The organism is Candidatus Nitrosomarinus catalina (genome assembly GCF_002156965.1).
GTDB classification, from domain to species: Archaea; Thermoproteota; Nitrososphaeria; order Nitrososphaerales; family Nitrosopumilaceae; genus Nitrosopumilus; species Nitrosopumilus catalinensis.
The window spans coordinates 386,648-404,659 of the sequence record NZ_CP021324.1; the positions used below are offsets into that span (position 1 = coordinate 386,648).

General features: G+C 30.9%; 28 protein-coding genes. 13 read left to right on the top strand and 15 right to left on the bottom strand.

The genetic code is table 11. From position 1 onward, the window contains the following. Position 1: 1 nt before the first annotated feature. The 4 genes from NMSP_RS02205 to NMSP_RS02220 are packed head-to-tail and all read right to left on the bottom strand — an operon-like array spanning position 2 to position 3,850. Complete coding sequence (locus NMSP_RS02205) at positions 2–2,170, bottom strand: CDC48 family AAA ATPase (RefSeq protein WP_086907252.1); 2,169 nt, start codon at positions 2,168–2,170, stop codon at positions 2–4. A 38-nt stretch (positions 2,171–2,208) separates the two neighbouring features. Next, positions 2,209–2,475: an elongation factor 1-beta gene (locus tag NMSP_RS02210; protein ID WP_067959041.1), complete on the bottom strand. Its 267-nt coding sequence runs from the start codon at positions 2,473–2,475 to the stop codon at positions 2,209–2,211. Between the two features lie 5 nt (positions 2,476–2,480). Beyond that, a complete protein-coding gene (locus NMSP_RS02215; RefSeq protein ID WP_086907253.1) occupies positions 2,481–2,684 on the bottom strand; it encodes a zinc finger domain-containing protein in 204 nt (67 codons plus the stop codon). Positions 2,685–2,713: 29 nt separating this feature from the next. Beyond that, positions 2,714–3,850 (bottom strand): geranylgeranyl reductase family protein, encoded by a 1,137-nt coding sequence (locus tag NMSP_RS02220; protein WP_192866197.1) that lies wholly within the window; start codon positions 3,848–3,850, stop codon positions 2,714–2,716. Positions 3,851–3,916: 66 nt separating this feature from the next. Here NMSP_RS02220 and pth2 point away from each other — a divergent pair, with 66 nt between their 5' ends. The 3 genes from pth2 to truD all read left to right on the top strand — a co-directional run bounded on the left by pth2 (position 3,917) and on the right by truD (position 7,129). Beyond that, positions 3,917–4,270: a peptidyl-tRNA hydrolase Pth2 gene (gene pth2, locus NMSP_RS02225; RefSeq protein WP_086908338.1), complete on the top strand. Its 354-nt coding sequence runs from the start codon at positions 3,917–3,919 to the stop codon at positions 4,268–4,270. 94 nt (positions 4,271–4,364) lie between these two features. Then, positions 4,365–5,936, top strand: a complete 1,572-nt coding sequence (locus NMSP_RS02230; RefSeq protein WP_225971308.1) for a Vgb family protein — start codon at positions 4,365–4,367, stop codon at positions 5,934–5,936. Then, on the top strand, positions 5,933–7,129 hold the full coding sequence (truD, locus tag NMSP_RS02235) for a tRNA pseudouridine(13) synthase TruD (RefSeq protein ID WP_086907255.1): 1,197 nt from the start codon (positions 5,933–5,935) through the stop codon (positions 7,127–7,129). Before NMSP_RS02230 ends, truD begins: the two co-directional genes overlap by 4 nt. Before the next feature lie 5 nt (positions 7,130–7,134). Here the strand turns inward: truD and NMSP_RS02240 are convergent, their stop codons facing one another. Beyond that, positions 7,135–7,341, bottom strand: coding sequence for a hypothetical protein (locus NMSP_RS02240; protein WP_086907256.1), 207 nt, complete (start codon positions 7,339–7,341; stop codon positions 7,135–7,137). Between the two features lie 103 nt (positions 7,342–7,444). Between NMSP_RS02240 and NMSP_RS02245 the strand changes: the two genes are divergently transcribed. Next, positions 7,445–8,131: a hypothetical protein gene (locus NMSP_RS02245; protein ID WP_086907257.1), complete on the top strand. Its 687-nt coding sequence runs from the start codon at positions 7,445–7,447 to the stop codon at positions 8,129–8,131. A 54-nt stretch (positions 8,132–8,185) separates the two neighbouring features. After that, positions 8,186–8,524, top strand: coding sequence for a tetratricopeptide repeat protein (locus NMSP_RS02250; RefSeq protein ID WP_086907258.1), 339 nt, complete (start codon positions 8,186–8,188; stop codon positions 8,522–8,524). A gap of 20 nt (positions 8,525–8,544) precedes the next feature. Here NMSP_RS02250 and NMSP_RS02255 read toward each other — a convergent pair whose 3' ends face one another. Next, positions 8,545–8,793, bottom strand: a complete 249-nt coding sequence (locus NMSP_RS02255) for a hypothetical protein (RefSeq protein WP_086907259.1) — start codon at positions 8,791–8,793, stop codon at positions 8,545–8,547. A gap of 115 nt (positions 8,794–8,908) precedes the next feature. Here NMSP_RS02255 and NMSP_RS02260 point away from each other — a divergent pair, with 115 nt between their 5' ends. After that, on the top strand, positions 8,909–9,361 hold the full coding sequence (locus NMSP_RS02260) for a YqzG/YhdC family protein (RefSeq protein ID WP_225971309.1): 453 nt from the start codon (positions 8,909–8,911) through the stop codon (positions 9,359–9,361). Positions 9,362–9,474: 113 nt separating this feature from the next. Here the strand turns inward: NMSP_RS02260 and NMSP_RS02265 are convergent, their stop codons facing one another. Further along, positions 9,475–9,708, bottom strand: coding sequence for a hypothetical protein (locus tag NMSP_RS02265; RefSeq protein ID WP_086907260.1), 234 nt, complete (start codon positions 9,706–9,708; stop codon positions 9,475–9,477). Positions 9,709–9,810: 102 nt separating this feature from the next. On the opposite strand from NMSP_RS02265, the gene NMSP_RS08350 reads away from it, so the two are divergent. Next, on the top strand, positions 9,811–9,963 hold the full coding sequence (locus NMSP_RS08350) for a hypothetical protein (protein WP_192866198.1): 153 nt from the start codon (positions 9,811–9,813) through the stop codon (positions 9,961–9,963). 18 nt (positions 9,964–9,981) lie between these two features. Here NMSP_RS08350 and NMSP_RS08355 read toward each other — a convergent pair whose 3' ends face one another. Both NMSP_RS08355 and NMSP_RS02270 read right to left on the bottom strand, forming a co-directional pair. Beyond that, complete coding sequence (locus NMSP_RS08355; protein ID WP_192866199.1) at positions 9,982–10,134, bottom strand: hypothetical protein; 153 nt, start codon at positions 10,132–10,134, stop codon at positions 9,982–9,984. Between the two features lie 20 nt (positions 10,135–10,154). Further along, positions 10,155–11,195, bottom strand: coding sequence for an alcohol dehydrogenase catalytic domain-containing protein (locus NMSP_RS02270; RefSeq protein ID WP_086907261.1), 1,041 nt, complete (start codon positions 11,193–11,195; stop codon positions 10,155–10,157). A gap of 107 nt (positions 11,196–11,302) precedes the next feature. On the opposite strand from NMSP_RS02270, the gene NMSP_RS02275 reads away from it, so the two are divergent. Together NMSP_RS02275 and NMSP_RS02280 are read left to right on the top strand one after the other, a co-directional pair. Beyond that, positions 11,303–11,533, top strand: a complete 231-nt coding sequence (locus NMSP_RS02275; RefSeq protein WP_086907262.1) for a hypothetical protein — start codon at positions 11,303–11,305, stop codon at positions 11,531–11,533. 46 nt (positions 11,534–11,579) lie between these two features. Continuing rightward, on the top strand, positions 11,580–13,607 hold the full coding sequence (locus NMSP_RS02280; RefSeq protein WP_086907263.1) for a thioredoxin domain-containing protein: 2,028 nt from the start codon (positions 11,580–11,582) through the stop codon (positions 13,605–13,607). Here the strand turns inward: NMSP_RS02280 and NMSP_RS02285 are convergent. Both NMSP_RS02285 and NMSP_RS02290 read right to left on the bottom strand, forming a co-directional pair. Beyond that, complete coding sequence (locus NMSP_RS02285) at positions 13,604–13,924, bottom strand: hypothetical protein (protein ID WP_086907264.1); 321 nt, start codon at positions 13,922–13,924, stop codon at positions 13,604–13,606. The two genes, NMSP_RS02280 and NMSP_RS02285, sit on opposite strands and share 4 nt — an antisense overlap. Before the next feature lie 215 nt (positions 13,925–14,139). Next, entirely contained in the window at positions 14,140–14,454 is a 315-nt protein-coding gene (locus NMSP_RS02290; RefSeq protein ID WP_086907265.1) for a hypothetical protein, read from the bottom strand. An 82-nt stretch (positions 14,455–14,536) separates the two neighbouring features. On the opposite strand from NMSP_RS02290, the gene NMSP_RS02295 reads away from it, so the two are divergent. The 3 genes from NMSP_RS02295 to NMSP_RS02300 all read left to right on the top strand — a co-directional run bounded on the left by NMSP_RS02295 (position 14,537) and on the right by NMSP_RS02300 (position 15,602). Next, on the top strand, positions 14,537–14,854 hold the full coding sequence (locus NMSP_RS02295; protein WP_086907266.1) for a hypothetical protein: 318 nt from the start codon (positions 14,537–14,539) through the stop codon (positions 14,852–14,854). A gap of 71 nt (positions 14,855–14,925) precedes the next feature. Then, positions 14,926–15,057 (top strand): hypothetical protein, encoded by a 132-nt coding sequence (locus NMSP_RS08650; RefSeq protein ID WP_264080398.1) that lies wholly within the window; start codon positions 14,926–14,928, stop codon positions 15,055–15,057. 83 nt (positions 15,058–15,140) lie between these two features. Continuing rightward, a complete protein-coding gene (locus NMSP_RS02300; RefSeq protein WP_086907267.1) occupies positions 15,141–15,602 on the top strand; it encodes a hypothetical protein in 462 nt (153 codons plus the stop codon). Positions 15,603–15,614: 12 nt separating this feature from the next. Here NMSP_RS02300 and NMSP_RS02305 read toward each other — a convergent pair whose 3' ends face one another. From NMSP_RS02305 to NMSP_RS02320, 4 genes are all read right to left on the bottom strand, one after another. Continuing rightward, entirely contained in the window at positions 15,615–16,304 is a 690-nt protein-coding gene (locus NMSP_RS02305; RefSeq protein WP_086907268.1) for a hypothetical protein, read from the bottom strand. Beyond that, positions 16,301–16,591, bottom strand: coding sequence for a hypothetical protein (locus tag NMSP_RS02310; RefSeq protein ID WP_086907269.1), 291 nt, complete (start codon positions 16,589–16,591; stop codon positions 16,301–16,303). Before NMSP_RS02310 ends, NMSP_RS02305 begins: the two co-directional genes overlap by 4 nt. Before the next feature lie 100 nt (positions 16,592–16,691). Next, complete coding sequence (locus NMSP_RS02315) at positions 16,692–17,462, bottom strand: 2OG-Fe(II)-dependent halogenase WelO5 family protein (protein WP_086907270.1); 771 nt, start codon at positions 17,460–17,462, stop codon at positions 16,692–16,694. After that, positions 17,463–17,750: a hypothetical protein gene (locus NMSP_RS02320; protein WP_086907271.1), complete on the bottom strand. Its 288-nt coding sequence runs from the start codon at positions 17,748–17,750 to the stop codon at positions 17,463–17,465. It lies immediately after the preceding gene. A gap of 137 nt (positions 17,751–17,887) precedes the next feature. Here NMSP_RS02320 and NMSP_RS08655 point away from each other — a divergent pair, with 137 nt between their 5' ends. Next, positions 17,888–18,010: a hypothetical protein gene (locus NMSP_RS08655; RefSeq protein WP_264080399.1), complete on the top strand. Its 123-nt coding sequence runs from the start codon at positions 17,888–17,890 to the stop codon at positions 18,008–18,010. The last annotated feature ends 2 nt before the right edge of the window (positions 18,011–18,012 follow it).

Sequence of the window (18,012 nt, forward strand, 5' to 3'; positions counted from 1 at the left end):
ATTAACCGTAAAATGCTTTCTCTCCTGTCTTGGGTACTACATTAGATATACTTTCTCTTATGGTGTTATACCATTGATCTACCTCTTTTGTAATTGATGGCTTAATTTGTTTCAGACTAACTGCGAAATCCCGACTGCTAATTTTGGACGATTTGTTTCTCATCGCACAAATTGCTGCTTCTCTACATAATGCTGCCAAATCTGCACCTGTGTAATTTTGTGTTGCTACTGCAATCTCTTGTAGTTTAATATCGTTTGATAATGGCATTTTTTTTGTTAAAATTTTAATGATTTCTAATCTGCTCTTTTCATCAGGAGGTGTGACATATAGAACTAGATCTAATCTTCCTGTTCTCAATAATGAATTATCTATGATGTCCGGTCTGTTTGTAATTCCAATGACTGCGACTCGAGATGAAGTTCCTTCTTCAATTTCTGTTAATAGCTGGCTAAGTATGGTTTCTCCTGATCCTCCTTCTCCTGATTTTGATTTTGCTAGTGCGTCTAATTCATCAAAAATTATTACACATGGTGACGATGCTTTTGCTTTTCTAAAAATTTCTCTTATTGCTTTTTCTGATTCTCCCACCCATTTAGAAAGAATTTCTGGACCTCTAACTAAAATCATATTTGCACCTGTTTCAGTTGCTACTGCTCTTGCAAGTAATGTTTTTCCGCATCCTGGTGGACCATAAATTAAAACTCCTTTTGGGGGCTTGATGCCCATTTTTGTAAATTTACTTGGTTCTTTAACTGCTGTAATTATATTATCTGTTAAACTTTTCTTAATCTTCTCCAAACCTCCGACATCATTCCACCAAATTTTTGGTCTTTCAACATAAAATTCTCTCATTGCAGTAGGGACAACTTCGTGCATCGCATCGTAAAAATCAACTAATTTGATTTGCATTGATTGTAAAACTTCTGAAGAAATTTTTTCAGTTTCAAGATCAATTTCTGGTAAATACCTACGAATTGATTTCATTGCAGCTTCTCTACATAGTGATTTGATATCTGCACCTGTGTATCCATGTAATTCTGCTGACAATTCCTTGAGATCGATTTCTTCATTTATTGGCATTCCTCTTGTATGAATTTGTAAAATTTCATATCTTCCATCCTCGTTAGGCACACTGATTTCAAATTCTCTGTCAAATCTTCCTGGCCTTCTAAGAGCTGGATCTACACTATCTGGTCTATTGGTTGCTCCTAAAACAATGACATTTCCTCTATCGTTTAATCCGTCCATTAATGCAAGTAATTGTGCTACCACTCTTTTTTCCACATCTCCGTACACTTCTTCTCTTTTTGGTGCTATCGCATCAATTTCATCAATGAAGATGATGCTTGGTGAATTATCTTTTGCTTCTTTAAAAATTTCTCTTAATTTAGCTTCTGTTTCACCGTAGTATTTGTTCATGATTTCTGGACCGTTAATTGGATACATGTTAGCTTCAGATTCGCTTGCCATAACTTTTGCAAGTAATGTTTTTCCGCATCCTGGTGGACCATATAGTAAAATTCCGCTATGTGGTTCAATTCCTAATCTGGAAAATAATTCTGGATGTCTTAATGGCAACTCAACAATTTCTCTCATTGCTTTAGTTTTTTCTTTTAACCCGCCAACTTCTTCATATGTGACTCTGACTTTTCTGTCGATTGACGTTTCTGTTGAAATATTTAATTCAGTTGTTTTGTCTATATTGATAATTCCTTTAGGTGAAGTTTTTGTAATTTTAAAGTCCATGGAGTTTCCTAATATCATTACAGAAATTTTATCTCCATGAGTTACTGGTAATCCTTTCAATCTATTTTTAACAAAATCCATGAATTCTTTATCAATTGTTACTGCATCGTTGAGTGGAGTTAGTGTAATTGTTTTTGCAATTTTTGAAATTACTTTTCTAACTTTTACTATGTCGTTTAAAGTCCCTCCAACATTTTTCCTTGTTTGTCCATCTATGCTAATTATATCTGGGAATTTTTCATCCTCATCTGCAGGCCAAATAATGGCACAACTTGTCCTTGAACCCATGATTTCAATTATGTCTCCTGGCTCAGCTTTGAGAAAATCCATTGCTTTTGGACCTATTCTGGCACGTTTTTTGCCTACGTCTCTTTGTTTTGCTTCACCAATTCTCATTTGCAAAGGCTCTTCTTTGCGTACCATAAAATCAATTAATTCTTGTTATGCTAATTACTGTTATGTTAATTACGACTCATACTGAGTACTTCAAATTCACTGACTCCTTCAACTGCTCTGACAGTATCCTCTAGTGAATCCATTTGTCCTTCTTTATCTTCTAATACGAATTGTGCCTTTAGACATTCTAATCCAAAAGCTAGCGGTTCTTTTTCATGTCGATTTAAAGTAATTCCATCTTTTAGTGATGTTTTCACAGTTTCTGCTAATTTATCTAAATCCACTTCCATCCCTGTTGGAAGAATTTTTGCTATTAATACAATATCCGTCATTTTACTTAAGGTCCCGTGAAGTTACATGAAGAGCAGGTATAGTTTCTTGCTGCTTCTCTACAACTTTCACATCTCCAAATAAGGTCAACCCCACATTCAGGGCAATTGAATTTAACACATTTATCATTAGGCATAATTGCTCTATGGCAACAACTGCATGTTGGTAATGATATAGTAGATGACATGCTCAATTTTTCTGGAAACATCATTTATACTTTCCTTAGAAATTGTGTTGGATTTAACCCAATATTTTTTTCAATTCACTACTGACTAATGTTTGAGCTGTTTTCAATGAATTTTTGATTCCTACTAATTTGATAATTGAACTTGTATGAAAATCAAAATCATCTTTTTCTGAAATTTCATTGACAATTTCTGGGGTTATTGATTCAAATAATTTATTGATCGTTTCATTATCAATCCTTTCTAAAATTTTTCTTGCTAACATTTGTTTATCAAATTCTTTACCAAATCTCTCAGTCCATTTTTTTTGATAATCTAAAAGATCTGTTTTTTCATTTGTTTTTAAAAATTTGGATATAGCTTGTCCTGCATATACTCCTCCCATTCCGCTTGTAAAAATTCCTCCTGCTGTTGTTGGTTTTGCTTGTCCTGCCGCATCTCCTACTATGACTACATTGTCTTCGACAAATCGTTTGATTGGACCCTTAATCCAGATAGGTGCAAAAATTTTCCTTATTGTTGAAAATTCTCCTTTTTGCTTAAGAAATTCATTTAATGTTTCAGATACATTGATGCCTTTTCCTGCAATTCCCACTTTTCCTTTTCCTTCAGCTGATGGAATTACCCATGCAAAAAACCCTGGATATTTCTCTTGATCAAAAATAACTTCCACTTTTCCCTTTTTAATCCAATCTGCATAAATTTCATATTGTGCAGATGATAAAATCCCTGTTCGATCTTTGTGAATTAGTGATGACACTCCTCTTGCATCCACAAAAATTTTACAATCAATTTTTTCTTCATTTGTCCTAATTCCTGTTTCTGTCATTTCCTGAAAACTTGTTCTAACTTTTATCACTGCACCATTTTTTTGAGCTTGAAATGCAACTTGTTTATCTAATTCTCTTCTGCTAATTTCTGCTACTTTTTGATTTTTTGAATTGATTGTGAAACTTTCTCCATTAGGTGATGTAATTTTTGCAGATTCAATCATATGTTCAAAAGTTTTTTTAAACGGAATGATTCCTAATTCTTCTAGACCTGCAATACTTACTAATCCACCACAATGTTCAGGTGTCCCAATTTCATAATCTTCTTCAATTACTAATACTGAAAATTTTTTGGAAGAAATTTCTCTTGCAGTTAATAATCCTGCAATACTGCCTCCCACAATAATTACATCATAGTACACAGATTTTGGTTCTTTGTCAATTATTTAATTCCAAAGTTTTTCATTGTGCCTATTTGTGAAGATGATATGGGTGAAATTAAACAAGTAATTGCTGTTAGGACTGATTTGGGAATGGGTAAGGGTAAGATAGCTGCTCAAGTTGGTCACGCATGTGTCATGGGTTCAGAACATGTTAGAAAATCACATCCTGAATGGTGGTCCGAATGGTGGGGTGGACAAGAGAAAGTCGTTGTTAAAGTTTCAGGAATTAAAGAATTACAAGAAGTAAAACGACATGCCATTGATTTGAATTTACCTTGGTCTGAAATTTCTGATGCTGGACATACTCAATTGGCACCAGGAACTACAACTTGTATATCTATAGGCCCTGCACCTGAAAATTTGATTGATAAAATCACTGGTAATTTGAAATTATTGTGATTTTCTGGGAATGAGATATTAACAGTATTGTTTAAAAAAATCTGTGAAAAAACAGACTAAGGGAATTTTGGCTTTTGCTTTTCTTGGAGGTCTGATGTTGACCTCTGGAGTTTTAATTGCTATTCCTGGATATGATGAACAAGTAGATTATGCAGCTATGAATGATCCTACGGTAACAATTACTGGTACTCCTGCAGATAATTATCCTGATGAACAACGAACTCAATTTTGTAGTTCTGATAAAATTGCAAAATCAACAAAGTTTGTTCAAGAATTTGTTATTCCTACTGATTGTACCAATCCGTTAGCCATTACATCTGATTATGATGGAAATGTTTGGTTTGCTCAAACTAATACTGGAAACCTTGCAAAATTTAATCCTGTAACTCAAACATTTGTCGAATTTGAAAATCCTACATGGCCTGACGGTGCTCGTTCAATGATGTGGGGAATAGATTATGCTCCCGATGGTTCTGTTTGGTTCACTGATGAAACTTATGATTCAGTTTGGAAATTCTCTACACTTGATGAGGAATATGAGCGATTGTCTTATCCCTCTGATGGAAATTCATTACCTCAAAAACTTAGAATTGATGGCTCTCAAATTATCATTAATGATTTTACTGGAAACAAATTAACCATTCTGGATGTAAATCCTACTGACACCGAAGTAAATTATCTAAGTGTGCCTTCTCCTGTAGATGACTCAGTAACAGCTGATTTTGCAATCGATGGAAATGACGACATTTGGTATACAAATTGGTTGTTTCAACAAGGAGGGATTTTAGTTCAATTTAATCAAAATGATTATCTTAATGATGTAACAAATTCTGGACAGCCATTCTTGCCATTAATTGATTACATTACTGGTTACCCTTTACCTGTACAACTACTTACTCCAAACGGTGTAACTTTTTCTGATGATGGTACATTGTGGCTAGCTGATACGACTTCTTCCTCATTTTTCAGTTTTGATCCTGCAACTGAACAATTTATTCAATATATGACTGCTGATCCTATCTTGGAAACCTTTGGAAATCAAACAGGTATTGTCAAATCACCTATTTCTAGACCTTATTGGATTGAAAATAATGATCAAGGACAACTTGTATTTAATGCACAAACAGCAAATAATATTTCAGTAATGGATCCAAAAGAACAAACTCTTGTAGAGTATCATGTACCTTCAAAAAACCCTAACTGGGCTGATTGTGATTCTGGATTGCAAGTAATGGAAAATTGTGGTGTTGCACAAATTTTTGATTTTGCTGTATCTGGTGAAAAAATTTGGTTCACTGAATGGGTTGAAAACAAAATTGGTGTCGTAGATACATCTGTATCTTTACCATTTGAAATTCAACTTGAATCTGATAATGTTAAACTTTCTTCTAATGATTCTGTCGCTAATCACATCATATTTTCTCCACAATTTGAAAATGATATTATCGAAGTTTCTTCAATTATTTCTACCACTCACGACTTTCTAACTGTTGATTTAATTCATAATTCTTCTGAAAACTTTGAATTAAATTCTAATGATTCTGTTGCTGTACATATTGAACTTTCCACTTCTGATGATGCTTTACCTGGAACATACAAAATTTTACTAGGTGGACAAACTTCGGATATTGCAATTAGTAAATATCTTACAGTGATTGTAGAGTGATACCTGAAATTGACTCACAAATAGGAATATCTGTTTACACTACAAAATTTTCTGGTATTGGTGGTAAAATTAGAATTAATCCTGAAGATTTTGAAGTTTCTGAATTAATTTCTAAACGTGCAACAAATTCTATTAATAATGAAAGTGGTTATGCTGTTTACAAACTAAAAAAGAAAAAAATTGATACTAATCATGCCTTATCTGGTGTTTTTCGAAAAACTGGCGTTCGTCTCAAGTCTCTAGGCCTAAAAGATGCTTCTGCTATAACTGAGCAATATGTTGGCTCGCCTCATAAGGGTAAACCTATTGACGATTTTTCTACTGAAAAATATTCTCTTACAAAGATTGGATTCACAAAAAAACCCTTATCTAAAAAAGAGATGATTGGTAATAATTTTAAAATTCAAATTTCTGATTGCTCTGATGATTTATCTTCTTTTACTGAACATAATCAAATTTTAAATTTCTATGGATATCAAAGATTTGGTTCCAAAAGACCTGTTACTCATTTAATTGGAAAGGCAATTTTACAAAGAGATTTTGATACTGCTGTTGATTTGATATTATCATTCACTTCCTCATATGATTCCGCAGAAAATACAGAGATTCGTGAAAAACTTTCTGACAAAACAAATTATGTAAAATATTATGATAAAGTTCCATCTCAAATGGATATTGAAAAAATTGTTTTAAAAGAAATGATTGAACATGATGACTCTATCCGTGCAATACGTGCAATTCCATTATCTTTAAGACGTTTTTACATTCAAGCATACGAATCATATATTTTTAATAAATCTCTAAGTTCTGCATTTTTAGATGGTGAAAATTTATTTGAATCTCAATCTGGTGATGTCTGTTTTGACTCTAAAAGTATAATTGGAAAATTCAAAGATGGGGTTGAACAATATCTTGCATTACCTTTTGTTGGTTATTCTTACTATAAAAAAACAAGATTTGACCATTCCATTTCTAAAATTTTGATTGAAGAAGAAATTTCTCCCAAGGATTTTTTCATTAAAGAAATGCAAGAAGTTAGTAGTGAAGGTGGATTTAGACAAGCTGCAATTCATTGTACTGATTATATCTCTGAGAAAAACAAAGTTGAATTTTCATTGTCTCGAGGTTCATTTGCAACTATACTGTTAAGGGAAATCATGAAGCCTAGTGATCCTATTCGCGCTGGATTCTGAGAGACTCATTTTTTAAAAATTTTTAATAATGTCCCAACCCCGATAATTGTTATTCCTAAAACCATTATTTGAATTCCATAAGTTATCCAATCTGGATTGGCATACATGAAAGATGATTCAGGACCGACTATGGATTGTCCTTGTAGATCAAAAATTAATCCAAAAATGAATACTATGCTGCCAATTCCAATAACTGGAAAACCTTTTGCCATGTCTTTTTTGATTTTTTTCTATTAAAAAGGGTAAACAGAATTGATTCATTGAGCAAATCATTTTTGGGCTGCATTTTTAATCATTTTCTTATGACCTCATAAAATGTACAATTGGAGCGGCCAATCTGAATCTAGTGGGCATAAATATCTTGGATTGATATTATTTTGTTCATCTGCTTTACTGGCTTTATTGCTCTTTTTGATATTTCATCCTCAAATTGATGCTATAAATCGAGAATCACCAATTCTGATCAACTTGATGTTTATTCCTGCCATGGCTGTTGGATTTCTTTATGGAATTAAAATTACTCAACGAGCTGTAAATCCTGCTGAAATTAGAAGTCCAATTAAAAGATCAATTGTAAAAATTTTCTTGTTCTTTTTTGTAATGGGTGGCATGTTTAGTTCAGTCAATTTTGCAATAAATGGCGGTAGTTTAATGCCTGATGTATCTATTTTTGAAGATGGTCTAATCACATGGGTTCATTCATTTGTAATGGCTAATGGTGGTGCAACCTTTCTTATTATTTCAAGTATCACGTTGATGGCAGCTGCAACAAAAAGAATCGTTGGTTTGGATTCTGGATTTTTGAATAGATTAGTTTCTTCTGCTAGTACATTTGTTTTTGTTACAGTTCTGGCTTTGAGTTTCACAAAATCCGATCCTACTTCCTCAGGTATATTTTTGTACACTTTTTATCAAGCGGGAATTGTAGGTGGTGCATTTTTTGCAATGAATAGATTAACTAAAGATAAGAATATGGTATCTGATTTTGCCAATGGCTATTAATTTGATTTTTTTATTTGATAAACATTATTACTTTCAAGATATTTTGATATCTTGATGGGGTTACTTGATAAAATTAAAAAAAGTATTGAACTAAAACATCCTTCTCCCAGTATTTCTTTAATTGAAAAGACGGAAAACAGAATTCTAGAATTAACAAAGAAATCTGAACTAGATCCTAATGATTCTAAAATTTTACTTGAATTATATGCATGCTATGTTGAAACCTCAAATTCTGAAAAGAAAATTGAATGTTTAGAAAAATTATCTTTTCTTACACCTGGGGATTTTTATCCTCTTCAACAACTTGCAGATGTTTATTTGAATGAATTAGATGATAATGTTAAAGCAAAATTCTATCAAAATAAGGCTAATAATATTAAAAATAATTTCTAGTTTTTAATAGTGATTGAGAACTAATTTTCCAGATCTACGTAAATTCCTGAAATTTCATTATTTATTCTGTCCCAGTATATCTCACAGCCATCTGTTTTGAAATCATTTGCCTTACACTCATTAAAATGGGCTGTATTGTTTCTGGACATGTTATCTGCATACAAAACATCTTCACATATAACTACGCCAATTATTAACACTGCCAATAAACTGGCTGATACTAATATCATGGAATATCCAACTTGTCTCATATTTTTGGATTTTTTCATTCACGTGAAATCGATAAGGCTTGAATTTAATCTTTTCAAGTCTTCTTAATCTCTTAGATCTTATCACTAGACTCTTTTTTCCGATAAAAAGAAAAATAAGTACTTCAAATTACTTATGTTGAGCATTCAAATCCTTCAATATGAGTTTCTAGGACCAATACCTCTATCAGAATGGGGTCCTCCAATGGAAAAATTAGTTTATTTGATCTTATCCAGAAACAAAGATAAATTTGACATGGTCTATGTTGGGGATTGTCAAAAAACTGATGAAAAATCATTTTTTACATCTCATGAGCAATTCAAGTGCTGGTTACAAAAATCTGGCTCTGAACAATCCTTGTATCTTGCAATTTTTCCAATGTTTGAATCAAGTGAAGAAAAACGTCATAATGTAATTCAAAAGATTATTGCTCAATACAAACCTCCATGTAATAATGATGATATTTCTGAACCAAAACCTGATTATGTTGTAAGGGTTTCAGATGACTCCGATAAAGATTCAGATGACTCCGATAAAGATTCAGATGACTCCGATAAAGATTCAAAGGAATTAAACAAAGATGAATAATGATTCAGATAAGATTGCTTGTGCGTGCTGTGGTCACGAAATGAATTTAGAAAAAAAACTTCAAAAATCTAACTTATACCGTTGCAGCAGTTGTGGGATTAGTGACACTAGACTTAATTCTTAACTTTGTTTTGTACATCGAATAATTGTAAAGTTACCAAATCTATTGCTTTTTTCAAATGCTGAAATTCATTAATTGAATGCATTTGACCTTCTACTAATGCTCTCATCACTTTAATTGAATTTTTTTGATAATCATCTGATGCAACAATCTCCATTCCATTTAATTTTGATAATAAATTATCCAAATCTTTAATCATTTCATCTGATGGCTTGTGTTTATCCATACAATGAATATTTTTATTTCGTATATGAATTGTTACTATGATTTTTTACTGTTTCCATTATTTTGAAAATATTTATCTAAACGAGATTATTGAACTATAGATATGGGATTCAAAAAAGGGATAAACAAATGTGTAGAATGTGAAAAAAAAATGTCTGAAGATCCTGATGAAACAGGAATGTGTAGTAAATGTGGCTCTGGTGCTAGAGTTGATTCAGAAATACAAAAAGAATTAAATGATTTAGGAATTATCTAGGAAATTTTTTCTATATATTTACAATAAATCTTCATCGATTTCTTGAATTGGATTGCTATACTGAGAACATGTGCATGTTGGAATTTTACATTTTCCTAATTTTATCATTAATTTACTTTCTTTATCTGGAATATGAGCTTCATCTGTGTGATGGCATCTTTGACAATTCATTTTATTTCTCTATATGACCTCTAAATATTTGGAACCAAAACTGCACGTGCATCAATTTCTGAATCCTTCAATTTTTTTAATGCCTCGTTTGCTTTTTCCAGAGGAAATGTTTCATAAATAACTTCAATTTCATTTTCATTACATAGTTTAATTACTTGCTCCATATCTTTTGTTGAACCAATCAATGTGCCTCTGATTGTTTTTTCTTCAAATGCAATAAATTCAGGTCTTTCCCCAATTGTTGCAATTACAATAGTTCCACCCTTCTTCACTGATTTTATTGCAGTATCTGTAACAATATCTGATGGAGCAAAAACAATTGCTGCATCCAATAAGCCGTGTTTTTGACTTAATTTATTTAAAAATTCTTCTTGTTCTTTTGAAAATATCATTGCATCAACTGCCCCTAATCTTTTTGCAACATCTAGATGATTTTGTGATCTTGAAAATGCAATTACTTTTGTTTTCTCAATTTTTGCGAACTGTATTGCCATGTGGCCTACTCCCCCAATACCAAAAATTCCTATTTTTTTATCTAATGTTGGCTCTGCTGCTTTGACTGCTTTGTAAGCTGTAATTCCTGCACAAAATAGTGGTGCAGCATATTCTGATTTCATTTTTTCTGGAACTTTAGTTGCAAAATCTTGTTTGACTGTAATGTATTCAGAGTATCCTCCTTTCAGGGTTTCACCGGTGATTTTTGAAGATTCACAAAGGTACTCTTTTCCCTCTTTACAATATTGACATTCTTTACATGCTTCAAGCAATGGTGTGATTCCTGCTCTTTCTCCTATTTTGAATTTAGTTACATCTTTTCCAATTTCAATTACTTTTCCAACAACTTCGTGTCCTGGAACAATTGGTAGTGTTGCTGGAATTCCAATATGCTGCCAATCTCCTTCGATTCCATGAAGTTGTGAGTGACAAACCCCACATGCTTCAATTTTAAGTAGAATTTCATCTGATTCCTTAATTTCATGTTTATCTATTTCAGTTGATTTTAATGGATTAGTTTCAATTTTTGCACATTCTGAAAGCACCATTGCGCGCATTTTTCCCATAAATCAAAAATTTTTTCATTGAATTTTAACATACTGTTTTAATTTTTTTCCTCATAAATTATCTCAATCAAGATAAGATTTATTTTAAAAAAAGTCTCTGACATTGTATGGCTGATGTTACTTCTGAGGATCGTGAACGTGTAAAGCTACTAACCTTAATTTCTTCTTCCAAACATGAGTTTGATAAATTATCTCTAGAACAATTGGCAAGACTAGAGGAACTCCTAAAGAAAAAAGATTACAGTCATGATAAAAAAGCAGACAAATCAAAATCTAAATTTCTCAAAAGAATCAATGTCCGAATTTATGAATTAACTGAGGGTAAGGGAATTTGGTGAAACTCTTCATATCTAGGTACAAATATTCAAAACACTTTGGTAAATTATGGCTGGAAATAATCTAATTCATGAAACCAGTCCTTACTTACTTCAACATGCTGATAATCCCGTTGATTGGTATGGGTGGAATGATGAAGCACTAAAAAAAGCAAAAGATGAGAACAAACCTATTTTTCTAAGTATTGGATATAGTGCATGCCATTGGTGTCATGTAATGGCACATGAATCATTTGAAAATAATGATGTTGCTGAATTTATGAATGAACATTTTGTAAACATAAAAGTTGATCGTGAAGAACGCCCTGACATTGATGATATTTATCAAAAAGTTTGTCAAATAGCTACTGGCCAAGGTGGTTGGCCATTGAGTATTTTTCTTACACCTGATCAAAAACCATTCTATGCTGGAACATATTTCCCTGTTTTGGATTCCTATGGACGTCCTGGATTTGGAAGTATCTGTAGACAATTAGCACAAGCATGGAAGGAGAAACCAAAAGATGTTGAAAAATCTGCAGACAGTTTTCTTTACGCATTACAGAAAACTGAAAAAATTACAACTCCTTCAAAATTAGAACGAACCTTGCTTGATGAAGCTGCAATGAATTTATTTCAATTGGGAGATCCTACTTATGGGGGATTTGGTTCTGCTCCTAAATTTCCAAATGCTGCAAATATTTCATTTCTATTTAGATATGCAAAAATGGCAAATTTGTCAAAATTTAATGAATTTGCATTAAAAACTTTGAAAAAAATGGCAAAGGGTGGAATTTTTGATCAAATTGGGGGAGGATTCCATAGGTATTCAACTGATACAAAATGGCTAGTACCTCATTTTGAAAAAATGCTCTATGATAATGCTCTCATGCCTGTAAACTATTGCGAAGCATATCAAATTACCAAAGACCCATTTTATCTGGATGTTTTACAAAAAACTCTTGATTTTGTTTTACGTGAAATGACTTCATCAGAGGGAGGATTTTATTCTGCTTATGATGCGGATTCTGAAGGTGTAGAAGGAAAATTTTATGTTTGGACTAAACATGAAATTAAAAAAATTCTTGGTGATGACGCTGAACTATTTTGTCTTTATTTTGACGTAACTGATGGTGGGAATTGGGAAGGCAATAGTATTCTTTGTAATAATCTTAATGCTTCAACAATCGCATTTAATTTTGGAATATCTGAACAAAAGGTTCATGAGATTATAGATTCTTGCTCAAAAAAATTATTAGAAGTAAGATCAAAAAGAGTTTCTCCTGGATTAGATGATAAAATTCTAGTTTCCTGGAATTCTTTGATGATAACTGCTTTTGCAAAAGGATACCGTGTTACAAATGACATACGATATCTAAATGCTGCCAAAAATTGTATTTCCTTTATTGAAAAGAATTTGTTTGTTGATGATAATCTATTAAGAACTTACAAAAATGGTGATGCAAAAATTAATGGTTACCTTGAAGATTATTCTTATTTTATTAATGCTTTATTGGATGTATTTGAAATTGAACCTGATCAAAAATATCTCAAACTTGGATTGAAATTGGGTAATCATTTAATTGATCATTTTTGGGACTCAGAAAACAATAGTTTCTTTATGACTTCTGATAATCATGAAAAATTAATCATTCGTCCAAAGAGCAATTATGATTTATCTTTGCCTTCGGGAAATTCTGTTTCATCTTTTGTACTGTTAAGACTATATCATCTATCTCAAGAACAATCTTTTCTTGATATTTCCATTAAAATTATGGAATCTCAGGCACAAATGGCCGCAGAAAACCCATTTGGATTTGGATATTTGTTAAATACTCTTTCTGTATATTTGGAAAAACCTATTGAAATAACTATTATAAATTCTGAAAATTCTGAAATTTGTACTTCTCTATTTACAAGTTATTTGCCAAGTTCTTTTATGGTGACCATTAAAAATTCTGAACAATTGAATGCCCTTTCTGATTATCCTTTCTTTTCAGGTAAATCTTTTGAAGATCAAACTTCTGTCTTCATTTGTAAAAATTTTTCTTGTTCTTTGCCATTACATACTTTAGATGAAGTAAATTCAGAACTTTAGATTTTTTTTAAATCTACATTTATAGTATTTCCAACTTGTGGTCTTCCCATTCCATCATATCTTGATTTTGGCATTGCAATTGTAATCTGTGTTTGTTGATATGATTTCATATTTACAGTTGGTTGAGCTTGTAATATTGCTTCTAATAGTGGCATTACCTGTTCTTTTGTTTCTGCATCCAACTTTTTGGATACGTTTTCAATGATTAATTGTTTTTGGGAAATTGGTTCAGTTGATACGTTTTCAATTAATGTTAATTGTATTATTTGTCCATTGTCTACTATCTGTGTAATTTTGAATTCATTTGTTGCTGACATAAATTATTGATTTTATCTTAATGATTTATCTCTAACGAATTGAAAAATAGAGTGCAATTACGGCTGTTGCTATTGCAGCTGTTACCCCAAGACTAAAAATGATTTTACTACCGTCAATATTCATAATTTTATCATTTCATAATTCAAATTAAACTGTACTGCAATTTTCTACTATTTTTATTACATTTTTAGATATTTTTATGCCTAATTTCTTCTCATTCTGTTTTATCATTTGATTGATGATCTGTTTTCCTTTGAGATGAAATCGCTTTTTTGATTTCTGGTGCCTTCTGTTTTATCATTTCATTAAATTCTTTGATGTCTTCTAAACTTGCTGTTTGCTGCTGATTTTGATAAGCTTGAAGGAATCCTGAATATACACATCCTGTAATTATTCCAAATGCGGTATCTTGAACTGATTCTATTTCTGGACGAAATTCCTCTGCAATTTCCCTATATGACTCTGATTCACTAATGTAATATTCAATTAAACTATTGATAAATTCTTTATTTTCTTTTGCGATTGTCATAATCTTATTTTGATTCCTAGTTTATTTAATTATCTTTTTTTAATCTGATAAATTTATGTAAACCGAGATTTTATGTCTAGTATTGTTAGAAAATTTATCTCCAGAACTTCGAAAAACTTTGAGACAAATAAAGAAACAAACTTTAGCATTACAATCTATTCGTAATCTAAATAAAATTCAAAAATCTGTATGGCTAGAAATGGCTACTCGTGAAACTGGAATCAAAGTTGATCGAATATGTTGTATCAATAAACCTGTTAATCTTACAATATTTCATGTTGGAGATTCAAAGTCTTCTGTATTGCTTTGTAACTATCATTCTAAACAAAAATATTTTTTAAAGGATATTTTTGAAATAAAACTGTTAGATGAGAATTTGGTAAATTCTCATACTATGTAATTAGAGATTTATTTAATAAACTGATTTCTTTAAATTGTAATCTAAAAATACTATTAGTTCTTAGTTTTGATATGGATTTGAATGAAATTCTTACTAAGGAGAGAGATTCCTTAAGGGATGAAAATATTGAACTTAGAAAGCGAATTCATCAACTTGAAATTTCGTTACAAAAAGCATTAGATATGCTAGAAAATGATGATTAAATTTTCATTTTCATGCCTGAAATCTTTTTCTAATTTTGTTTTCAAATAAAAGTTTAGTAACTAGTTTTAATTGAATATTTTTCTTGGGAACCTGGAAATTAGATTTTGAAGATGGATATTATAGAATATTTGATTCTTCTAAATTAATTACTGGGTACTTTGATCCTGATTTTGGTAATTTATCCTCATCAGAAAATCCAGATGATGTAATTCTATCAAAAATTAAAAATCATGACAAAATATCTGGTGGAATGATAATGATTCCTCTTGTTAAATTCAAATTATTTGATACGGATTTGAATACTAATCTATCTAATGTTCAACAAAATGTATCTCGGGTTTCTGAACATCTTCGTAAATGGGATAATTTTTTATCAAAAATAAATAATTCTTCTCACTTTGTTGGAATTTCTCATACTGATCAGGACATGTTGACAATTACATTTCCTATAAAATTCTCTAAACTGACCCCTCTTGAGAACTCTGATTTGATCAAAGAACTTTCTTCTACTTTGAAATTATTGGAAGATTCTAATTTATTATAATGGTATTTTGATCTATGGCATGTGTTCTTTTTTCCACTCTTCAGCTTTATTATTGCAATTAAACCATTCAATTTCTATTTCACTAGAATCAAATTCGCCTGATTCGTTTTTAAATTGTTCGTTGCATTGTTTTCTCATTTTTTCTGAAACTTGTAAAACTTGTTGTGGTGATACCCCTTGTGGTTCTTCGAACTTTTCTCCTCCAACATAATGTTTTATTCCTACTTTTGCCGTTTGAAATTCAACTAATCCTAAATTCTGATACTCATATGCTTCTTGAATTAAAGTATCTGAACGAATTTTGGAGGCCTCGTTACCTGTTTTAATCCAATCAATAAATTGTAAATCGCTTTCAAGTTGAGTTTCAGCTGACATTTTCAATAATGTGACTGAACTTTGAAATAATTCTGGTGGTGTCAATTTGTCATATTTTGATATAGTTTCTTGAAAATTATTTATGTGCTCTTCATAAAATTTCAATAATTCTTCTTTTGAACTATCTCCTTCTTCCCATTTGGTCTTTTCAGAATAAAATTTATTTTGAATTTCTGAAAGTTCATTCTCAATTTGACTTAATTCATTTCCAAACTGCAATCCTTTTTGTTTTGTAGTATCTGCTGAATAATTATATGCAATTATTGCACCAATAATTATTATTGCAATACTAAGGATTATGATGTTTTGAATTTTCTTTTTCTTCAAAGGTAATCTACGTAATTTCCATCTTCATCTAATTTTAATTCTATAGTAAATTCTGTACCGCTGATAAATGAATCATTTCTAGTTGTTCTGACCCTTGCCACAACTAACTCATAGGGCCATATTTCTATCACAATTTCCCCTACTTTTGCTTTAGGTGTTTCTGTAATTTCCATATCTTCACGTTTTACCCCATGCCTTTCTAACATGTGAATTGAATGATCCAATAATGGTTCAGGATTATTGTAATTTAGTACCCATACTGTTCCTTCATATTCAATTTTCTGCAATTTGAAACAATCCTGATTAACTCATATAACAATTATTCCTTTGTTGTCCTTTTAATCATCATAAATCCATTTTTGTCTATTTCTGATAATTTGATAAAAATTATGCCCAAGAAAAGATCTTTTTAGTATTTTCTTCAATTCCAAAGAATATTCCTAATGTCACCCTGTCTGAATTACCTTGAATTTTCTTTACTTCGTGAAGATAATTGGGATTAATTATAACTAAATCTCCTATTTCTGATTTGATTGTATCTACCACTATGTTTTTTTTTACAATTGGATTATATCCAAATTCTACTTCTCTATGTCTCTCTAATTTTTTTTCCCATTGCTTATTGTATATTGATAAATTTCCGCCTTTTTCTGTTTCTTGTAAGTGTAAAACACATGATAATTGTTTATTTATTTTAGATACTTGATACTCTACACCTTCATAACTTACATTGTCCTTGTGCAATGGAATTGATTTGCCATTTGTGTGTCGTCTAATAGTACATGATGCATAATTTCTATTATTTTCTTTAGTTTCTGAAACTTCATAATTAGGGAAAAATTTTGATATCGTTGTTTTAATTTTATTAATTGGATCCTCTACATTCAAAAAGATTTTTTTAAATATTTCATTTGCTTCTTCTGCACTATCAAAATATTCTTCTTTTTTTGTGATGTAATTCATTAAAAATGGACCAATATGATTAAATTTTTTTGAATCTCTTTCAATATTCATTGTAGATATTTTTTCAATTATTTTTTGACAATCTTCTTTTTTTAAAAAATTTTTTATAACTATTGATGAATTTTTTCCATTGATTACTTTTTTAATATCTTCGTTTTTTCTTTGTTGATTTGTAATAATGATGGAATTCCACACTTAGTATCCCGCTGCCCCTGAATGCGATACTTTTGCAATTAAATGCCCTTCTGGTGTCTTTGAATCAATTTCACATTTTAGAAATGCGTTTACAATTACACTTTGAAGATTTTCTACTGTCCAATCTGATTTATTATCTGACAATCCTGGTAAATCCACTCCTGAGATGATGATTTTTACAGAATCTGGATATTCATCGGAATTTCCATCTTTTCTATGAGTTACGTTTATCTGAAAACTGTCTGTTGAAATTATTTTTTGACCGTTTCCCCAAATTATGTCTGTCATCTTTTATCTAATTTTACAAAAATATTTTTTATATTTATTTAAAATTTAATTTTTTTACTAGTGCTAATTGTCTCTAGACACTAGTTTTTTATTTCACAAATAGTAATAATTTTACCTATGTACACAGTTGATATCGTATGACTGATGACGTTGACAAAAGTTTTTTTGATTTACTTGCTCAGTTAAAAGAAATAGATTCTGAAGCATACTATAAAGTTCTCAAGGAATTCGAATCACAATATGATGAAAAAGAAACATAGTT